Source organism: Candidatus Pelagibacter sp. HIMB109, assembly GCF_052048155.1.
Taxonomy (GTDB): Bacteria; Pseudomonadota; Alphaproteobacteria; order Pelagibacterales; family Pelagibacteraceae; genus HIMB114.
Genome location: NZ_JBNAIK010000009.1, coordinates 1 through 19,416, shown reverse-complemented (window position 1 = coordinate 19,416; position 19,416 = coordinate 1). Strand labels below are relative to the sequence as shown.

At 29.3% G+C, this 19,416-nt stretch carries 15 protein-coding genes and 1 pseudogene; 6 read left to right on the top strand and 10 right to left on the bottom strand.

Features of this window, described 5'->3' with window-relative positions; genetic code table 11:
• Positions 1–3: 3 nt before the first annotated feature.
• From ahcY to polA, 4 genes are read right to left on the bottom strand one after another with little or no spacing between them, the layout of a single operon-like run.
• A complete protein-coding gene (gene ahcY / locus ACTTAQ_RS05595; protein ID WP_440696315.1) occupies positions 4–1,290 on the bottom strand; it encodes an adenosylhomocysteinase in 1,287 nt (428 codons plus the stop codon).
• 42 nt (positions 1,291–1,332) lie between these two features.
• Positions 1,333–2,865 carry an ATP-binding protein gene (locus ACTTAQ_RS05590; protein WP_440696313.1) on the bottom strand — a complete coding sequence of 511 codons (1,533 nt, stop codon included), beginning with the start codon at positions 2,863–2,865 and terminating at the stop codon, positions 1,333–1,335.
• Positions 2,865–3,566: a response regulator transcription factor gene (locus tag ACTTAQ_RS05585; protein WP_440696311.1), complete on the bottom strand. Its 702-nt coding sequence runs from the start codon at positions 3,564–3,566 to the stop codon at positions 2,865–2,867. Before ACTTAQ_RS05585 ends, ACTTAQ_RS05590 begins: the two co-directional genes overlap by 1 nt.
• A gap of 42 nt (positions 3,567–3,608) precedes the next feature.
• On the bottom strand, positions 3,609–6,386 hold the full coding sequence (gene polA, locus ACTTAQ_RS05580; RefSeq protein ID WP_440696309.1) for a DNA polymerase I: 2,778 nt from the start codon (positions 6,384–6,386) through the stop codon (positions 3,609–3,611).
• Between the two features lie 50 nt (positions 6,387–6,436).
• Here polA and ACTTAQ_RS05575 point away from each other — a divergent pair.
• From ACTTAQ_RS05575 to ACTTAQ_RS05565, 3 genes and pseudogenes are all read left to right on the top strand, one after another.
• Positions 6,437–7,117, top strand: a pseudogene (locus ACTTAQ_RS05575) (ABC transporter ATP-binding protein); the annotation flags it as partial.
• A 58-nt stretch (positions 7,118–7,175) separates the two neighbouring features.
• Positions 7,176–7,739: a biotin transporter BioY gene (locus ACTTAQ_RS05570; RefSeq protein WP_440696307.1), complete on the top strand. Its 564-nt coding sequence runs from the start codon at positions 7,176–7,178 to the stop codon at positions 7,737–7,739.
• Positions 7,730–8,143: a DUF6314 family protein gene (locus tag ACTTAQ_RS05565; protein ID WP_440696355.1), complete on the top strand. Its 414-nt coding sequence runs from the start codon at positions 7,730–7,732 to the stop codon at positions 8,141–8,143. The genes ACTTAQ_RS05570 and ACTTAQ_RS05565 overlap by 10 nt, the downstream gene beginning before the upstream one ends.
• Here the strand turns inward: ACTTAQ_RS05565 and ACTTAQ_RS05560 are convergent.
• Positions 8,136–8,699, bottom strand: coding sequence for an ActR/PrrA/RegA family redox response regulator transcription factor (locus ACTTAQ_RS05560; RefSeq protein WP_440696305.1), 564 nt, complete (start codon positions 8,697–8,699; stop codon positions 8,136–8,138). The genes ACTTAQ_RS05565 and ACTTAQ_RS05560 overlap by 8 nt on opposite strands.
• 209 nt (positions 8,700–8,908) lie before the next feature.
• Here ACTTAQ_RS05560 and ACTTAQ_RS05555 point away from each other — a divergent pair, with 209 nt between their 5' ends.
• From ACTTAQ_RS05555 to speB, 3 genes are read left to right on the top strand one after another with little or no spacing between them, the layout of a single operon-like run.
• Positions 8,909–10,093 (top strand): type III PLP-dependent enzyme, encoded by a 1,185-nt coding sequence (locus ACTTAQ_RS05555; protein WP_440696303.1) that lies wholly within the window; start codon positions 8,909–8,911, stop codon positions 10,091–10,093.
• Positions 10,094–10,095: 2 nt separating this feature from the next.
• A complete protein-coding gene (locus tag ACTTAQ_RS05550; protein WP_440696301.1) occupies positions 10,096–11,118 on the top strand; it encodes a 1,9-bis(guanidino)-5-aza-nonane synthase in 1,023 nt (340 codons plus the stop codon).
• Complete coding sequence (gene speB, locus ACTTAQ_RS05545) at positions 11,118–11,993, top strand: agmatinase (protein ID WP_440696299.1); 876 nt, start codon at positions 11,118–11,120, stop codon at positions 11,991–11,993. Before ACTTAQ_RS05550 ends, speB begins: the two co-directional genes overlap by 1 nt.
• Here speB and ACTTAQ_RS05540 read toward each other — a convergent pair.
• The 5 genes from ACTTAQ_RS05540 to dnaA all read right to left on the bottom strand — a co-directional run.
• Complete coding sequence (locus tag ACTTAQ_RS05540) at positions 11,975–13,255, bottom strand: ActS/PrrB/RegB family redox-sensitive histidine kinase (RefSeq protein WP_440696297.1); 1,281 nt, start codon at positions 13,253–13,255, stop codon at positions 11,975–11,977. The two genes, speB and ACTTAQ_RS05540, sit on opposite strands and share 19 nt — an antisense overlap.
• A 2-nt stretch (positions 13,256–13,257) precedes the next feature.
• On the bottom strand, positions 13,258–15,762 hold the full coding sequence (locus ACTTAQ_RS05535; RefSeq protein WP_440696295.1) for a DNA gyrase subunit B: 2,505 nt from the start codon (positions 15,760–15,762) through the stop codon (positions 13,258–13,260).
• Between the two features lie 70 nt (positions 15,763–15,832).
• Positions 15,833–16,924: a DNA replication/repair protein RecF gene (gene recF, locus ACTTAQ_RS05530; RefSeq protein WP_440696293.1), complete on the bottom strand. Its 1,092-nt coding sequence runs from the start codon at positions 16,922–16,924 to the stop codon at positions 15,833–15,835.
• A 10-nt stretch (positions 16,925–16,934) separates the two neighbouring features.
• On the bottom strand, positions 16,935–18,044 hold the full coding sequence (dnaN, locus tag ACTTAQ_RS05525) for a DNA polymerase III subunit beta (protein ID WP_440696292.1): 1,110 nt from the start codon (positions 18,042–18,044) through the stop codon (positions 16,935–16,937).
• Between the two features lies 1 nt (position 18,045).
• Positions 18,046–19,416, bottom strand: a 1,371-nt coding sequence (gene dnaA / locus ACTTAQ_RS05520; protein ID WP_440696291.1) for a chromosomal replication initiator protein DnaA, incomplete at its 5' end; no start/stop codon positions are given.

Here is a 19,416-nt window from a genome sequence, read left to right as displayed (position 1 = left end):
TGCTTAGTATCGATAAGCATCACCTTTAAAAGGACCTTGTGGAGAGACACCTATATAATCAGCTTGATCATTTGAAAGTTTAGTTAACTTTGCTCCAACTTTTGCCAAGTGTAACTCGGCAACTTTTTCATCTAAATGTTTTGGTAAAACATAAACTTTCTTTTCATATTTATTAGGATTATTCCATAATTCGATTTGTGCCATAACTTGGTTTGTAAAAGATGCACTCATAACAAAACTTGGATGACCTGTGGCACAGCCCAAATTTACCAATCGTCCTTCTGCTAATAATATAATTCTTTTTTTGTTTGGAAATTCTATTTCATGAACCTGAGGTTTAATTTCATTCCATTTATAATTTTTTAATGCATCAACTTGAATTTCATTATCAAAATGACCGATGTTACATAATACAGATCTATCTTTCATAGATCTCATATGATCTGCTGTTACAATATCTTTGTTACCCGTTGCAGTTACAACAATATCTGCATTACCAATCATTTCATCCATTAAAACAACTTCGTAACCTTCCATTGATGCTTGTAATGCGCATATTGGATCAGTTTCTGTAACCATTACTCGTGCACCAGCTTGACGTAAAGATGCTGCACTACCTTTTCCAACATCACCGAAACCTGCAACTATTGCAACCTTACCAGACATCATAACATCAGTTGCTCTTCGTATTGAATCAACTAAACTCTCTCGACATCCATACAAATTGTCAAATTTAGATTTAGTTACTGAGTCATTAACGTTAAAAGCTGGAATTAAAAGACTTCCATCTTTTTCCATTTTTTTCAGCTCTTTAACGCCAGTTGTTGTTTCTTCTGAAACACCCTTAATATCTTTTAATAATTCTTTATAATCTTTATGCATTAAAGCGGTAAGGTCTCCACCATCATCTAAAATCATGTTTGGCTTCCAATCTTTATTTCCTTCAATCGTTTGTTTAATGCACCACCAATATTCCTGTTCCGTTTCACCTTTCCAAGCAAAAACAGGTATTCCTTTTCTAGCAATAGCAGCGGCAGCATGATCTTGTGTCGAAAAGATATTGCAAGAGGACCATCTAACACTTGCTCCAAGATGAACTAAAGTTTCAATCAAAACAGCTGTTTGAATTGTCATGTGCAAACATCCTACAATATTTGCTCCTTTTAGTGGTTTTGAATTTCCATATTCTTCTCTTATGGCCATTAAACCTGGCATCTCAGACTCGGCTAGGGAAATTTCTTTATCTCCAAAATCAGCTAAATTAATATCTTTTACTTTATAATCTGTCATTGGCGGTCAACTAACAGTATTGGAAAATTTAATCAATAGGAATTAAATAGAAGGTAAAGAAATATCGACTATAGCGCCAGAGTTATCTTTTTTATTATAAACGCTTATTAAACCTTTATGAGAATCAATTATATTTTTAACAATATTTAAACCCAGTCCTGAATGTGCCCCTTTTTGTTCGTTTGGTCTATCACTATAAAACCTTTCAAAAACCTTATTTAAATTATTTTTATCAAATCCAGGACCTTGATCCTCAATTAAAATTTTAAAATTATTTTTTTCTAAATTTATTTTAATTAGAATTTCTGAATCATTAGGGCTAAATGATACTGCATTATCTAATAAATTCGCTATAACCTGCTCAATACGACTTTCAATACCAAATATTACAGCTTTTTTTAATTTTTGACTATTATTAAAATTAAATTTGATATTCTTTTTTTGATTCACTGTATCTAAGTTAAAATCTTCAACAATGCTATCAATCAACTGGAGAAGGTCAAAATTTTTTGCAATAGCTCTTGATTGAGACGCCTCATCTTTTAGCACTTGAGAATAATCAGTTATTAACCTTTCAATTCTCTCAACATCATTTGATAAAATTTTTAAAAGTTTAATTTTTTGATTATCATCCTTTGTTTGATTTAATAAATCTGAAGCACCTTTTAATGAAGCTAGAGGATTTCTAATTTCATGTGTCAAATCTGAAGCAAATCTCTCTGCCAATTCAATACGCTGATAAAGTTTATTTGTCATATCAGTCAATGATTTTGATAAATTGCCAATTTCATCATCGCGCTTATCAAATTCCACATTTAAATTTTCATTACTTTTTGGGTTATCGTAAGAAATCTTTTTTGCAAAAGAATTTAAAGATCTAATAGGTTTAATTATATAGTTATTCAAAAATAGAGAAAAAATCATAATCACTATTGCTGCTATCAATGCCGATCTTAAGACGAAATTTTTTCTCTCTTGTACAGCAAGACTTATTTCATTCGATATCTCACTGACGGTTATAATAATATTATTGTCAGCCAACTTAAGAATTGAGCTTGTATGAATCACTAAATTATTATTTACACTTTCAGAAGAAATAAAAAACTTCTGATCAACATTTGAATTAACTTCATCTAAAAAACTATATTTAACTTCGGATACGATATTGAAATTCTTATTATCTTCTTGTTGCTTTAGTTTTTCATTAATACCGAGTGTTTCAATTCTTTCCGTAACAAATAAAGATGTACGATCTATATCAATAATTGAACTATCGACTAAAATATCTTTGTTCATTTTAAAAAATCTAATTTGATCAACTTCATCTAGTATGAATTTTGATCTAAATAAAAAATTTTTTAATGTGTTTTCATCTGACTCAATATTTTGATTTTTTAAATTTAAATTTATATTTTCTATTATATTTTGATGTTTTTTACTTTTTCGATTAATTAATTCAGGCTCGATTGCCAAAAAGTAAACAAAAGTAAAAAAGCCTAAAACTAAAAATACAAAAAAATTAAAGGTAAGAAATTGTTTTAATAAAGATCTAGTCGATAATAAATTGGTTATCATTACGGGTTAGCATTCCAACGATATCCGCTTCCATAACGAGTTTCAATAGCTGAAAATTCTTTATCAACTTTTTTAAATTTTTTTCTTATTCTCTTTACATGACTATCAATAGTTCTATCTTCAATGTCATTATTTTCTTTATAAGCAATTGTCATTAAATGAGATCTTTCTTTAATGACTCCAGGTCTTTTAGCAAGCTCATATACAATTTGAAATTCTGTAGTTGTTAACTTGTCAGGTAAATTTTGATCACCCCAAGTACATTCTAATTGCTCTGGATCAAGCATCAATTTTCCCTGTTTAATAATATTCTTACTATCAGGAGTTACCTGATCCTTTTTTCTAAATTGAACTTTTACTCTTTCAATCAAAACATTTATTGAAAATCCCCCAGATTTTTTCACATAATCATCTGCGCCTAACTTCAGACCTAATAACTCATCTACCTCTTCATCTTTAGAAGTTAAAAAAATAACTGGAAGGTTTGTCTTTTTTCGTAGTTTTTTTAAAAGCTCCTCTCCATTCATTCTTGGCATTTTAATATCGATGATAGCGAGGTCTGGCGGTGTTCTTGTTATTCCAATGTATGCACTTTCGCCATCAACATAAGTTTGAACTTTATATCCCTCATTTTCCAATGCTATAGAAACACTAGTTAAAATGTTTCTATCATCATCTACTAATGCAATTGTTTTAGACATGCTGTTTTTATAATATCAAAAAAAGACTAAAATTAGACTAAATTAATGTGCGTCATTCCAGTTTTTGGCGCTATTTGCATCGACAATTAAAGGTACAGAAAAGTTATAATCACTATCAATTGCATTTTCCATTTCATTTTTTATTTTTTGTATTTCTTTTTTTAAGTCTATATCTTTAGTCTCTAGCAATAACTCATCATGAATTTGGACTAATAAGCGAGACTTAATTTCTTTAGATAATATTTTTTTATCAATATTAATCATTGCAAATCTAATTATATCTGCTGCTGCTCCTTGAATGGGTGCGTTAATTGCAGCTCTTTCTTGAAACGATTTTAAAGTATGATTTTTATCATTAATATTTGGAAAATGACATTTTCGATTAAACATCGTTTGAACAAAACCATTCTTCCTACAAAACTTAAGAGTCTCTTGCATGTAATCTCGTATCTCAGGAAATTTTTTAAAATATGAAAATAAAAACTGTTCTGCCTCTGGATTGCTAACTGATATTTGTTTAGCTAACCCATATGAAGATATTCCATAGATAATACCAAAATTAATGGCTTTAGCCTTTCTTCTCATATCTTCGTTGATTTTTTTTATATCGCACTCAAATATTTGTGATGCTGTAATGTTGTGAATATCCTCATTATTTTTAAATGCTTTTTTTAATTCTTTAACATCTGCTACATGCGCTAGAACTCGCATTTCAATTTGGCTATAATCTGCTGAAATAATTGAGTTTCCCTTTTCAGAGACGAAAGCCGATCTAATTAGCTTGCCTTCTTTTGATTTTATTGGAATGTTTTGTAAATTTGGATCAGCAGATGCTAAACGGCCAGTACTTGTTGCTGCTAGTAAAAAAGATGTATGGATACGTTTAGTGCTTTTATCAATATATTCTGGAAGCGAGTCTGTATACGTATTTTTTAATTTAGACTTTTGTCTCCACTCTAAAACTAATTTTGGAAATTCATGTCCTTTGCTTGCTAAATCTTCGAGGACATTTACATTTGTAGCAAAATTTCCTTTTTTGGTTTTTTTTGTTCCTGAAATTTTTAATTTCTCATACAAAATATCACCCAACTGTTTGGTGGAGGCTATATTAAACTCTTCTCCAGATAGTTTATAAATCTTTTTTTCTAACGTTTTTAAATCTGCACTAAAACTATTTGACAGTTTTTTTAAAATTACCTGGTCTATTCTTATTCCATTATTTTCCATTCTTGCGAGAACATCAACTAAAGGAATTTCTAAAGTTTCATAAATTTGAAAACATTTTTCTTTAACTATTCTATCTCTAAATAAATTATAAAGTTTTAGAGTTACATCAGCATCCTCACATGCATATCTATAGGCATTATCAATTAAAACTTCATCAAAAGTGACTTCTGATTTTCCGGTGCCGACAACATCTTTAAATTTTATATTATCGTGATCTAAATGTGTCTTGGCTAATAAATCCAAATTATGTCTATTAACTCCAGCATCCAAAGAATAAGATAGTAACATTGTATCCTCAAAAGATTTCAGTTTAATTCCATATTTTAAAAATATTTTGAGGTCATATTTAATATTTTGACCAACTTTTTTTACTGTCTCATCTTCTAAATAAGGTTTTAAAACCTTTACCAATTCATTAATTTTTATCTGTTTTTTTAAATTTGGGTCTTGTTTATTTATGTGACCGACAGGAACATAATAAGCCTCATTTTCGTTAATGGCTAAAGATATACCTACCAAATCTGCTTTTTGTGAATTTAAAGAATTTGTCTCTGTATCAACAGCAAAGTAACCTTGATTGTCAGCTTGCTTAAGTAAATCTTCTAATTCTTGAACTTCATAAATAATATGAAAGCCACTTTCTTTTTTGTTTTTTGTTTTTTGTGGTGTCGCAGTTTCTTTTTTTACAAAAGTATCTGATGATTTTCCGTAAGTTTGCTCAATTCTCTTTTTGATTTTTGAAAATTCCATCTCATCCAAAAAATTAAATATTTTCTCTTTGTCCAAAGGCTTTAAAATAAAATCTTCAATTTCTTCTTTTATAGGAACATCACATTTCAGTGTTACAAGCTCTCTGCTAATTAATGCATTCTTTTTATTATCTAATAATGTTTGTCTTCTTTTAGGTTGTTTAATTGTATCAGCTTTTTTTAATAATTCATCTAAAGAGCCGAATTGATTAATTAATTCTGCTGCAGTTTTTACTCCAATACCTGGGACTCCAGGAATATTATCTACAGAATCTCCAGCTAATGATTGCACATCTATTACTTTTTCTGGCGGTACCCCGAATTTTTCTTTGACCTCTTCAATACCAATATGTCGATCTTTCATTGTATCTAACATGAAAGTTTCTTTATCAACTAGTTGCATTAAGTCTTTGTCTGATGAAACAATTGTGATTTTAATTTTCTTTTTTTTTGCTTTTTCTTTATATGTCGCAATCAAATCATCTGCCTCGTAATTGAGCATCTCTATTGATGGTAGATTAAAAGCCTTCACTGCTTTTCTAATGTAATCAAATTGAGGAATTAAATCCTCGGGTGCATCTGATCTATTACCCTTATAATCTTTATAAATATCATTTCTAAAATTTTTTCTTGCACTATCAAATATTACTGCAAGATGGGTGGGGGTATCCATAGTATTACCAGCTTTTGCTTTTTCTAAAAAACTGTAAAGCATGTTACAAAAACCACTTACTGCACCAACAGGTAAGCCATCACTTTTACGCGTCAGTGGTGGCAAAGCATAATAAGCTCTAAAAATATAACCTGACCCATCAATTAAAAATAAATGTTTTTCTTTAGACATAAGTTTTTTATACAAATTGTATTTTTTAATGTTATTACAAGCTGACCATCATGAATAGTTCAATTGCCTTAAAAGTTGAAAATGTGAATAAAATTTACCTGCAAGGTAATAAGCATGTTGAGGCATTAAAAAATATTTCTTTAGAAGTAAAAACTGGAGAAATTTTTGGATTGCTTGGGCCAAATGGAGCCGGCAAATCTACTTTCATTAATATACTTGCTGGCACTGTTAACAAAACAAACGGTTTTATAAATGTTTGGGGATTTGATTTGGATAAAAACCCTAGACAAGTTAGAGCCTCTTTAGGTATCGTTCCCCAAGAAATAAACGTTGATCCTTTTTTTTCTCCAAAAAAAATTTTAGAAATTCAAGCTGGTTTATATGGTGTCAAGGCGCAAGACAGGATTACTGATCAAATTTTAGAGTTAACAAACTTATCTGAAAAGGCTAACGCATACACAAGAAACTTGTCCGGCGGAATGAAAAGAAGGTTATTGGTGGCTAAAGCTATGGTTCACCAACCACCAATTTTAATACTTGATGAGCCTACTGCTGGAGTTGATGTTGATTTAAGAAGAAAGTTGCTTGAGTCTGTACGTGAACTTAATAGACAAGGGGTAACCATTATTTACACTACACATTATCTTAAAGAAGCTTCTGATATTTGTGATCGTATTGCAATTATTGATAGGGGTAAATTAGTAGCTTTAAATTCAACGCAAGAACTGCTAAAAAATAACTCTGATTTAGAAGAAGTATTTATAAATCTAACAAATAAAGAAAATGAACATGATAACTAAAAGAAAAATTCAAAGTAATTCATATAAAGTTTTAATTGCTTTTCTTTTTACTATTTTATTAGCGTTAAGTTCAAAAATAAGTGTACCTTTTTATCCGGTACCTATGACAATGCAAACTTTCGTAGTTCTGTTCACAGGTGTTGCTCTAGGTGCAAGATATGGATTTATAACTTTATCTTTTTATATTCTTGAAGGTGCCCTAGGTCTTCCAGTATTTTCAGGAACCCCAACTAAAGGGATTGGGATCGCCTATTTATTTGGTCCAACAGGAGGATATATTATTGGATTTGCTTTTTCAGCTTTTTTAGCTGGAATACTTTTTTCAAATAAAAATTACTTCATTGATAATAGAAATTTTCTAAAAACTTTTTTAAAATTAATTATTTCTTTAACACCAACTTATATAATCGGTTTAATTTGGCTTGGAACAATTATTGGTTGGAATAAACCAATTTTAGAACTTGGTTTTTATCCATTTTTATTAGGTGAATTTTTCAAAGTTTCACTACTTGCAATCTTAATGCATAAGTTTTCACGTTATAAATTTTTCTGATACATTTTAATTCTTTAGAAGGTAACTGGAAAATAAAAAAGTATATTAACAAAAATACTTACTCTGAAGGATCCTTATTAATTAAAAAAAAAAATAAAAGCTTTGAATTTATTGAAAAAATAAAAACAAATTTAAATAAAAAAAATATCACCGGCTTTCAAGTTTATAAAGTGAGTGAAAATAGAAATGATATTTTTTTTCACTTTAGCTTAGGTGTTGATAAAAATAAAATATATCAAAAATTTAACAAAAAAAATTTCAAACCGTCTATATATTTTTGTGGCAAGGATTTGTATATTTCATCTTTGAATGTACTATCTAAAAACTACTTTACAATTCGTACAAAAATTAATGGACCAAAAAAAAATTATAATATCTTTTCAAAATACTTTAGAACTATTTAGGAGATCTTTTAGATAAAATTCTTTGAAGGGTTCTTCTGTGCATTTTTAAACGTCTTGCAGTTTCGGACACGTTTCTATTACAAAGTTCAAACACGCGTTGAATGTGCTCCCATTTTACTCTGTCAGCTGACATAGGATTTTCTGGTGGCTGAGCTTTACTATTTGGTTCAGCTAACAACGCTGCTTCTACATCCTCTGCATCGGCTGGTTTAGCTAAATAATCAATTGCCCCTGCTTTAACTGCAGATACTGCTGTAGGCAAATTCCCATAACCCGTTAACATGACAACTCTACTATCTGGTTTAAGTTTATGAATTTCCTCAATTACATCCAATCCGTTTCCGTCCAAAAGCCTTAAATCTACAACAGCAAAACCAGGAGGTGATTTTCGAGCTGATATTAAGCCTTCTTCTACACTTTTGGCCAAAGAAACTTTAAATCCCTTTGACTCCATAGCTCTTCCTAATCTGTTTCTGAATGGGTCATCATCATCTACAATTAGCAAGGTTTTATCTGCAAAATCTTCAATATTCATCTTGCCAACTGTGTTTTTCATAACTCTTAATATACGTAGCATACCAGTTTTTACAACTCTTACAGAGCAAATAATCCAGATATCAGAGTCTAATTCATTTCAGTGCCAAGTGTTTTTTTTCTTTACATAAACTGAAATTACTTTATTTCGCGATTTAAGTTGTTTTTTTTAGGGGATTTTTTTCATGAAAAAAAAACGACTGACTGTTAACTAACGAGAGGTTTTATGAGATGGCAAAATTTCAGTGTGTGGACGAGTTGGTCAAAGCTTTACAGCCGATAGATCCGGTATATTGCTTTAGAAAACATAGTTTAAAATTATCGGCAGATTGGTTTAATAATAATTTTCCCGGTGATGTGCTGTATGCAGTAAAATGCAATCCTACAGAAGCAGTAGTAAAAACATTAATTAAAAATGGTATCAAAAACTTTGATGCAGCATCAATTGATGAAATTAAATTAGTAAAAAAACTCTCACCAGAATCTAAAATATATTTCATGCATACTGTAAAAAAAGAGAGCAGTATTAAAGAAGCTTATTTTTATCATGGTGTCAAAGCTTACTCATTTGATAGCAAAGAAGAATTAGACAAAATTTTAAAAGTTACGAATAATGCAAAAGATCTTGAATTATTTTTAAGAATTCAAACATCTAGTGAACATTCTGAAATAGACTTATCTAAAAAATTTGGAGCAAGTATTAATGAAGCAGTTTCGTTATCAAAAATTGCAAAGGTAAAATCAAAAAAATTTGGTTTTAGTTTTCATGTTGGATCACAATGTATGCATCCAATTGCCTATTCAAAAGCGATAAAAGATCTTGGCAATATTATAAAAAAATCTAATATTATTCCTGATATAATTAACGTTGGTGGTGGGTTTCCTACAACGTATCCTGATTTATATCCACAACCTATTCAAAATTATTTTAAAGAAATTACTCGGGCATTAAATAAATTAAATTTGACCAAAACACCCAAGCTAATTTGTGAACCAGGTAGGGCTTTAGTTGCCGAAAGCGGTTCAACAATTGTGAGAGTGGAGCTAAAGAAAAAACAACATTTGTATATTAATGACGGTACGTATGGATCTTTATTTGATGCTGGAACACCTAGATTTATTTTTCCAACAAGAGCAATTCAAATTGAAAATACACCATCAAAAAGATTAGTGCCTTATAGTTTCTACGGACCAACGTGTGATGGATTAGATTACATGAAAGGACCGTTTATGCTTCCTTCAAATATTAATACCGGTGATTATATCGAGATTGGTCAATTAGGTGCTTATGGAATGAGCTTAAGAACAAATTTTAATGGTTTTTATTCTAATCAACTTCATGAAGTTCAAGATAAACCTTTAATGTCAATTTATGAAGCTGACGAAAACCAAAATATTAAAACTTTATTCGCATAAAGATGGGTCACAACAAATCAAGCTTTTTAAAGCAACCCGTTGAGCATATTGATATTACATCATTTGATGCCAGACCAATTATAGACTCCATGTCTAAAATGTCTTTTGTTTCAAGAGAGACTGCAAACGCATCAAGAATTTACAATAATATGCTTAAAGACAAAGAATGTACTATATTTTTAACTTTAGCTGGCTCTACGTCTGCAGCTGGATGCATGAAACTTTATGCAGATTTGGTAAAAAATAATATGGTTGATGCTATTGTTGCAACAGGGGCTTCAATTATTGATATGGATTTTTTTGAAGCACTTGGTTTTAAACATTATCAAGGTTCTCAATTTCAAGATGACGGTGTTCTAAGAGATAATTATATTGATCGTATATATGATACTTACATCGATGAAGATGAGTTACAAAATTGCGACAGGATCATTGGTGAGATTGCTGATACACTTGAACCAAGACCCTATACCTCAAGAGAATTTATCAAGGAATTAGGACTATACTTAAAGACAAACGCCAAGAAAAAAAATTCACTAATTGAATTAGCCTATGATCATAATGTACCTATTTTTTGCCCAGCATTTACTGATAGCTCGGCAGGTTTTGGTCTAGTGATGCATCAAGAGAGAAATCCAGATAAACATATGACTATTGACTCAATAAAAGAATTTCGTGAACTAACGGAAATTAAAATCCAATCTAACGCATCAGGATTGTTGATGATAGGTGGCGGAGTTCCAAAGAACTTTATTCAAGATACTGTAATTTGTGCAGAACTACTTAATAAAAAAGTTGAAATGCATAAATATGCAGTACAAATCACGGTTGCTGATAGTCGTGACGGAGCCTGCAGTAGCTCAACTCTTAAAGAGGCAAGCTCTTGGGGTAAAGTTGATACCGCAGAAGAACAAATGGTTTTTGCCGAAGCAACCTCTGTTTTACCACTGATTGCAAGTGACGCGTATCACAGAGGATATTGGAAAGATAGAACTGTAAAAAATTTCTCTAAAATTTTTGATTAATGAAATTTTTAAAACCATCCGAAGGTTTTCTTGGACTACCAAAAGAAAATAAAAATAAAAATAAAGTATATATTATTCCATTTGGTCTTGAAAAAACAGTAAGTTACAAAAGTGGAACAAAAAATGGTCCCAAAAAAATTATTGAAGCATCTCACCAAGTCGAATTATTTGATGAAGAGCTGAAGTTAGAACCTTATAAAAAATTTAATATTAAAACTTTAAAACAGGAAAAAATTAAATCAAAACTTAATGATAGCTTAAACCAACTTTCAAAGATTATTGAAAAAACTTTAAAATCAAAGTGCTTTCCCTTAACCCTTGGAGGTGAACATTCTATTACACCTGCAATTATTAAACCATTAGCGAAAAAATATTCAGATTTGACCATTGTCCAAATTGATGCTCACGCAGACTTAAGAGATGGCTATATGGGAATTCATAATTCACATGCTGCAGCTATGAGAAGATGTTTAGATAACAAAAATATCAAAATTGTATCCATTGGAATTAGAAATTTATGCCAAGAAGAATTTAATTATTTTAAAAAGAATAATAAGAGAATTAAAATTTTTTGGGGAAATGAAATGCAAAAGTGGAGTATGGAAAAACTATCTAAAATTTTAAAAAATAAAGATGTGTATCTAACATTTGACTTGGATGGTTTTGATTCCAGCCTTATACCTGCAACAGGTACACCAGAACCAGGTGGTTTATTTTGGTCTGATGCAATGCGCATACTGAAAACGGTATTTAAAAACTCCAATGTTGTAGGTGCTGATGTGAATGAATTAGCCCCAAATCCTCATTTGCATGCATGTGATTTTTTAGCGGCAAAATTAGTTTATAAAATTTTATCTTACAAATTTGCCATTTGAGAATTAACCCAAGTAATTTTAATTACTGCTCCAGAATTATTCTTTTTATTTTGAAACATTACCTTTGTATTGCATCTCTCTAGTAAACTTTTCGATATAAATACTCCTAAACCCATTCCTTTTTTATTTTTATTAACTTTTTCAGATTTTAAATAAGGTTGACCTAAATTTGAAATTACATCGTCTTGAAATCCTTGGCCGTCATCACTTATTGTAATATTGGTATTTTTTTTGTTTTGATCTATTTCTATTTCAATTTGACTTTTCGCAAATTTAATTGCGTTTTCAATAAAATTTCTTATTGCATAACTTATTTCAGTTTTCTTATTCATTTTTATTCTTTCATTGAGAGATTTATTAATAATATTAATTTCTTTATTAAATTTATTATCTACTGAAAATACTATCTCATTAACTAGTTCTTTTGGTGAAACTTTTGCAATAAATTGATCTTCTTGTTTCTTCTCTGCTATATCCTTTAAAATTGAACTACACCTTGCTGACTGCTCAATTAATAAATTAATATCATCTTTTGCTAAGTTGTTTTTAGAGATTTGTTTTTGAAGCTCCTTACTAACAAGTGAAATTGTTGCAAGGGGAGTGGCCAGTTCATGTACAGCTGCCGCAGCTATACCACCAACTGAATTAACCACTTTTTCATTTGTAAGTTCTTGCTCTAATTTATTTAATGCTTCAGATCTTATTCTATTATCTCTACCTAATTGATACGCATAATTACCTAAGAAAATAATCCCGATACCTAATGATAACCACATCCCAATTTCATAGTATTTTGGAAAATTTAGTGTTTGATTTTGCGGTGAGGGTAGTGGCATATGATAAAAAGCAATAACAGTAGAAAAAATAATAGAACAAGTAACTATAAATTGACTGCTTCCTCTTGAGAGGTAAGTGACTGAAATCGTGGTTGGAACTATGATTAAAATTGAAAAAGGGTTCGATAAACCTCCAGTCATGAATAGTAAAATCACTAATTGAACCAGATCATAAAAAATACTTACAGTGGCAGCAAAATTATCAATTGTTAAGAATTTTTTTTTATTAACCTCTAAATAGGCATTTATAATCGCTGAAAGAAAAATTAATACTAAAGCAATATAGTAAGGAAATTCAAATTTAAGGCCGTAGTAAACAAATGATACTGTAAAAAACTGACCTAATATAGCTATCCATCTTATGTTAATAAGAGTCTCTAAAGTTATTCTTAGGTCTTTTGAATTAATTCGATCTTTAACAAACATGCTTAAATGTCTAAATTTGATACATTTATAGCATTAGAATTAATAAAGTTCTTTCTTTTTGAAACGTCCTCCCCCATTAAAGTAAAAAATATTTCATCATCTGCTGAAGAAGGCTCTGAAATTTCCCCATTTAATTCTGAATAATTTACTTTTAACAAAGAATTGTTTTCAGGATTTAGTGTTGTTTCCCATAATTCATCAGGATTCATCTCACCTAAACCTTTAAATCTTTGTAATGACAAGTTTTTCTTTCCAATTTCAATGATGATTTCAATAAATTCTATGAGTGAATTGACTTTATGGGACGCATCCCCCTCTTTAACAACGCAAGAACTTTGAAAAATATTTGCAATTTTATTAAATTTAGAAAAATTGGTTAAAATTTTATTATTTGATAAGAAATTAAAATCTAATCTTTTTTCAATTAACTCATGATAAAACTCTCTTCGTAAAATAAAACTATCATTTTCAATTAATCCTTGCCACTTTGAGTCATCTTTTTCTAAATTTTGATTTAGATTTTCAGCTACAGCTTTAATTGCACCTAATTTTTTCTGATTATTTTTGTCCTCAGTTATTAAAATTATATTATCTTTCTCAGTAAATGCTCCAACAATTGATAATTGTTCTAAAATTTCTTTGTCGCCGTCTATGGATTTAATTAATTTGTATAATTCATATGACTGAACAATGAAGTTTTTATCGTAATTAAATTTTTTATCATTTTTAAAAGTAACACTTTCAATTTTCTTTAGCGAATTTTCTATTGCTAATTTTTCCAAATCATTTTCATTTTTTAAATAATTTACTGTTTTACCTGATTTAATTTTATAAAGAGGAGGTTGCGCAATATAAATATGCCCCTTTTTTATCAATTCATTAAATGGTTTATTATTAAAGAAAGTTAGTAAAAGGGTTCTTATGTGAGATCCATCTACATCGGCATCGGTCATAATCACAATTTTACCATATCTCAATTTTTCTAATTCAAATGGCTCGACACCAGTACCAATAGCATTTATTAAAGTAACAATTTCATTAGATGATAACATTTTAGAAAAAACTTTTTTGACATCCGAGGAATTATTTTTAGCCTCAACAAAAGTATTTAAAATCTTTCCTCTCAAGGGTAATACTGCTTGAAACTCCCTATTTCTTGCCTGCTTTGCTGATCCGCCCGCAGAGTCTCCCTCAACAATAAATAATTCAGTTTTATTAATATCATTAGACTGGCAGTCAGCTAGTTTTCCAGGAAGGCTAGTAATATCAATAGCATTTTTTCTTCTTACGCTCTCCCTAGCTTTACGAGCAACTTCTCTAGCCACAGCTGCTTGAATTATCTTGCCAATAATTGTTTTTGCGATTTTAGGATTTTGATCAAACCATAATGAAATTTTTTCATTGGTTATTGTTTCAACAACCGGTCTAACTTCTGAGGAAACAAGTTTTTCCTTTGTTTGTGACGAAAACTTTGGATCAGGAACTTTTACTGACAATACGCAAATTAAGCCCTCTCTTACATCGTCTCCAACTATGGTTACTTTATCTTTTTTTAACAAACCAAAATCATTCGCATATTTATTGATTAATCTTGTTATTGAATTTCTAAAACCTAATAAATGTGTTCCACCATCTTTTTGTGGGATATTATTTGTAAAACATAAAACGTTTTCATTGTAAGAAGAATTCCATAAGAGCGCACACTCTATATCAATATCATTTTTATTTGACTGAAAATATAATGGCTCTTCTAATATAAACTGACTATCTTCATTTTTAATTTTATTTTTTAATTTATTTAAATCCTTAACAAACTCTTTTATTCCACCATCAAATTTAAAGTTTAAAATTTTTGCTTTTTCTTTTCTTTCATCACTTAATTGAATATTTAATCCTTTATTTAAATATGCTAATTCTTTTAATCTTTTCTCTAAAATTGAAAGATTAAATTTAGTATCAGTAAATATTTCACTAGATGGTAAAAAAGTAACATTAGTTCCTTTTAAGTCGGACTTACCTATTTCTTTTAGCGGTGCCTTAGTAATTCCATTTTCAAATTCTACAAAATATTTTTTTCCGTCTCTAAAAATATCAACTTTCAAACTCTTAGAAAGAGCGTTAACTACTGACACACCTACACCATGCAAACCACCAGAAACTTTATATGTTTTATGATCAAATTTACCACCAGCATGCAATTGGGTCATTATTACCTCTGCTGCAGAAATTTTTTCTGTTTTGTGTATTTCAACAGGAATTCCTCTGCCATTATCAGATACGGATACCGAATTATCTTTATTAATTTTAACTACAATCGTATCACAATGACCGGCCAAGGCTTCATCTATTGCATTGTCAACGACCTCAAAAACCATATGGTGCAGACCAGTACCGTCATCGGTATCACCAATATACATACCAGGACGTTTCCTAACTGCATCAAGTCCTTTTAAAACTTTGATTGAATCTGCTCCATATTCGGTTTTTTTTGTAATAGCTGTAGACATTTTTTAATTTTTTATGATTAAAACGAACTTTTATTTATAACATTTTTACTCTTAAAAATGGAGGTATAGATTACTCTAAATGTATAAAAAACCCTTTATTTTCAATAACTTGGAATAGATTCTTGCTCGTTCCTGTATACCAAATTTGAGTGCCAAATTTTTCAATTTCTGTGACAAGCCTTTCGAAGTTTTGATCATCAATATGAGAAGTCGCTTCGTCTAATAAAAGAATAAAATCTTTTTTTTCTATTTTTAATTTCCAACAATTGGCAAGAATAATAGTTAATAGTGAAGATTTTTGCTCTCCTGTTGAACAAGCGTCTGTATTTCTATTTTTGATTTTGTCGAAAAAAAAAATCTGATCTTTATTGATGCCAAAATTTGTCCTTTTAGTAATCTCATCTAGTTCACGATTAGATTTCAATTTTTCAAAAAAAATCTCTATTTTTATTTTTTTTTCATTTAGATCATCAAATAGATCATTGTTATATTTAATATTAATTTCCCTAAAATTTTTTAATTTATCTGAAATAATTTTATTAATTTTGTTTGCATAGTTCCTTCTCATTAAAAAAATTTCATAAATATTTTCTGCTAATCTCTTCTCTATTATATCAAGCCATTTTTCGTCTTTTTTATTTTTTAGAATTTGTAGCCTTTCTGCTATATTTTTTTTGTAACTTGATACTGATAAATTGAAATTTTTTTCGTTCTGTGAGATTAATTTATCTATAAAATCTCTTTTTATAGATTGTCCTTCATACATAATTTTATCCATATATGGTGATAACCAGATGAAACTTAAAATTTCTTTTATTTTGGGGAGTGATATTTTTTTTTCTTCTAAAAAAAAGGTTTTTTTTAAACTTTTTTGATCTTTAGTTATTTTGAAAGAAAAATTAAATTGATTAGAATTCGATAAAATTTTTGCTTGTATGTTTGTATCAATAATATTTGTTTCTTGTTCTGGTAATAACTTATCTAAAGTATCATTTCTTAATCCTTTTGAATTCGAAAAAAAAGATAAGCTCTCTATTAAATTAGTCTTTCCAACGCCATTATCTCCATAAATAATTATGTGCTGATAATCTTTACTAATTTCTAAATTATATTGTTTATGAGATTTAAAATTTTTAATATTTATTTTTGTTACACTTGCCATTAAATACTTATTAAATTACACGCATTGGCATAACAATGTAAGTACTAAGGGGATCGCTTTCATCTTTGACTTGTATAGGTGAAGTTGCATCTTTTAACATTAGGACAATATCTTTACTCTCTAAAACATTTGCAACATCAATTAAATATGTCGAATTGAAACCAATCTCTAAATGCTCCCCTTGATATTGAGTTTGCACTTCTTCAATACCATCTCCAGAAATAGCATCATTTATTAAAAACTTCATCAATCCTTTATCCAAAGATATTTTGATGACTCCTTTTCTATCTGAAGATAACGATTTCAGTCGATCTAAAGCGCTTATAAATTCTTCGACGTTTGATTTTGCGGCTATACGTTCATCTTTTGGTATAACCTTCTCATAATCTGGAAATTTTCCATCGATCACCTTTGAAATTAAAATAATGTCTTTGTACAAAAATTTAATCTTAGATTTTGTAGATAAAATTTTAAGATTGATAGAATCTTCATCAATTATTGTAAGTAATTCAAATACAGTTTTTTTAGGTAAGATTACTGATTGAAAATTGTCTACGCCCTTTATTTCTGTAGCTGACTTACTAAGTCTATGACCGTCTGTTGCAACCGCAATTAATTTATTTTCACCATCCTTTTTATCTAAATAAACTCCATTTAAATAATGTCTTGTCTCATCATTAGAGATAGAAAATTTTGTTTTATTTATTATCTTTAAAAATTCAAAAGATGGTATTTCTAAATACTGTTCATCCAAATTATCTTCTAATATTGGAAACTCGTCAGGAGATATGCAGGTTAAATTAAAGTCAGATTTTCCAGATATTAATTTTAATCTATTATTTTCTTTTAATGACAAATGTAGTGAGGATCCGGTTTTAAGTTTTCTAACGATGTCGTAAATTACCTGTGCTGTTGTTGTTGTTGATCCTTCTTTTATCGTCTGGCATGTAAGCTTTTCCGTAATAATAATATCTAAATCTGTCGCCGTTAGCTTTAAAAATCCATCATGAGCTTCTATTAAGACATTACCCAAAATTGGTAACGTATTTTTTTTTTCAACAACACCTTGTACATGTGCCAGAGATTTTAATAAAACATCTCTGTCAATTTTAAATTCCATTTTATCTCTTGATTATTCTGTCTGTAATACTTTGTACTTCATACTCGAATTGACGATCTTTTGACATCAATTCTTCTATTTTTTTTATTGCATGTATTACAGTAGTATGGTCCCTACCAGTGAATTTTCTACCTATTTCAGGCAGTGATTTTGTTGTTAATTTTTTTGATAAATACATCGCTATTTGTCTTGGTCTAGCGATATGCCTTGATCTTCTTGCAGATAAAAAATCATTCATTGATAAATTATAATAAGCAACAACAATTTTTTGTATATCTTCAATACTTATAACTGATTGCATATTATTAAGAAGATCTTTCAAAATAAGTTTTGCATCTTGCAAAGTCGGTGTTTTATTTTGAATTCTAGCTGATGCTATAACTCTATTTAATACACCAAGCATGTCTCTAACACTTGATTTAAATTCATTCGATATAAATGATAATATTTCATCATTTATTAGTATCTCGTTACCAAAATGATTTTTCTCGGCTAAACATCTCTTTTTTAATATTTCAAGTCTTAAGCCAATATCAGGTGGCTGAACATCAACAACTAAGCCCCCTGATAATCTTGATTTTATTCTGTCTTGAATGCGATCTAGTTCATTTGGTGATCTATCACATGAAATCACAACTTGAGACTGATTTTCTAACAAACTATTAAATGTATAGAAAAACTCTTCTTGTGTTACTTCTTTACCACTAATGAACTGGATATCGTCTAATATAAGTACATCAGCGTTTCTAAAAATTTCTTTAAATTTGTGTGTATCTTTATTTTTAATTGATTTTACAAATTGATACATAAATCTTTCAGCTGAAAGATAGATTACCTTTTTATCCATTTGTTTAAGTTGATTTCCAATAGCATTTAAAATGTGAGTTTTTCCTAGTCCAACACCGCCATAGATATATAAAGGATTATAATGACCAAGACTTTCTGTAACTCTTTTAGCAGCTGAAAAAGCTAATTGATTACTTTCGCCCGTTACAAAACTTTCAAAGTTTAATCGAGGATCTATTCTATTAATTCCATAATTTGTATCTTTTAAATCAATTATTTTTGTACCTGATCCAAAATCTAAAATATTTGTAGATCTTTTTTCATCAAAGATTTCATTAATTTCAAATTGAATTCTAGATACTGAATTATCAAGTTTTTGATAATGATCTAAAATTTTATCTGCGTAGTGAGAAACAATCCAGTCTCTAACAAATCTTGTTTTAACAACTAAAATTAAAGATGAAAAATCAATACCTTTGGCTTCAACATTTTGTATCCAGCTTTTGTAAACATCTAAACCATAAGTTTCTTTCAACTTTTGTTGAACAATTTCCCAGTTTTTTTTAATATCTTCGTTAATTTGTAA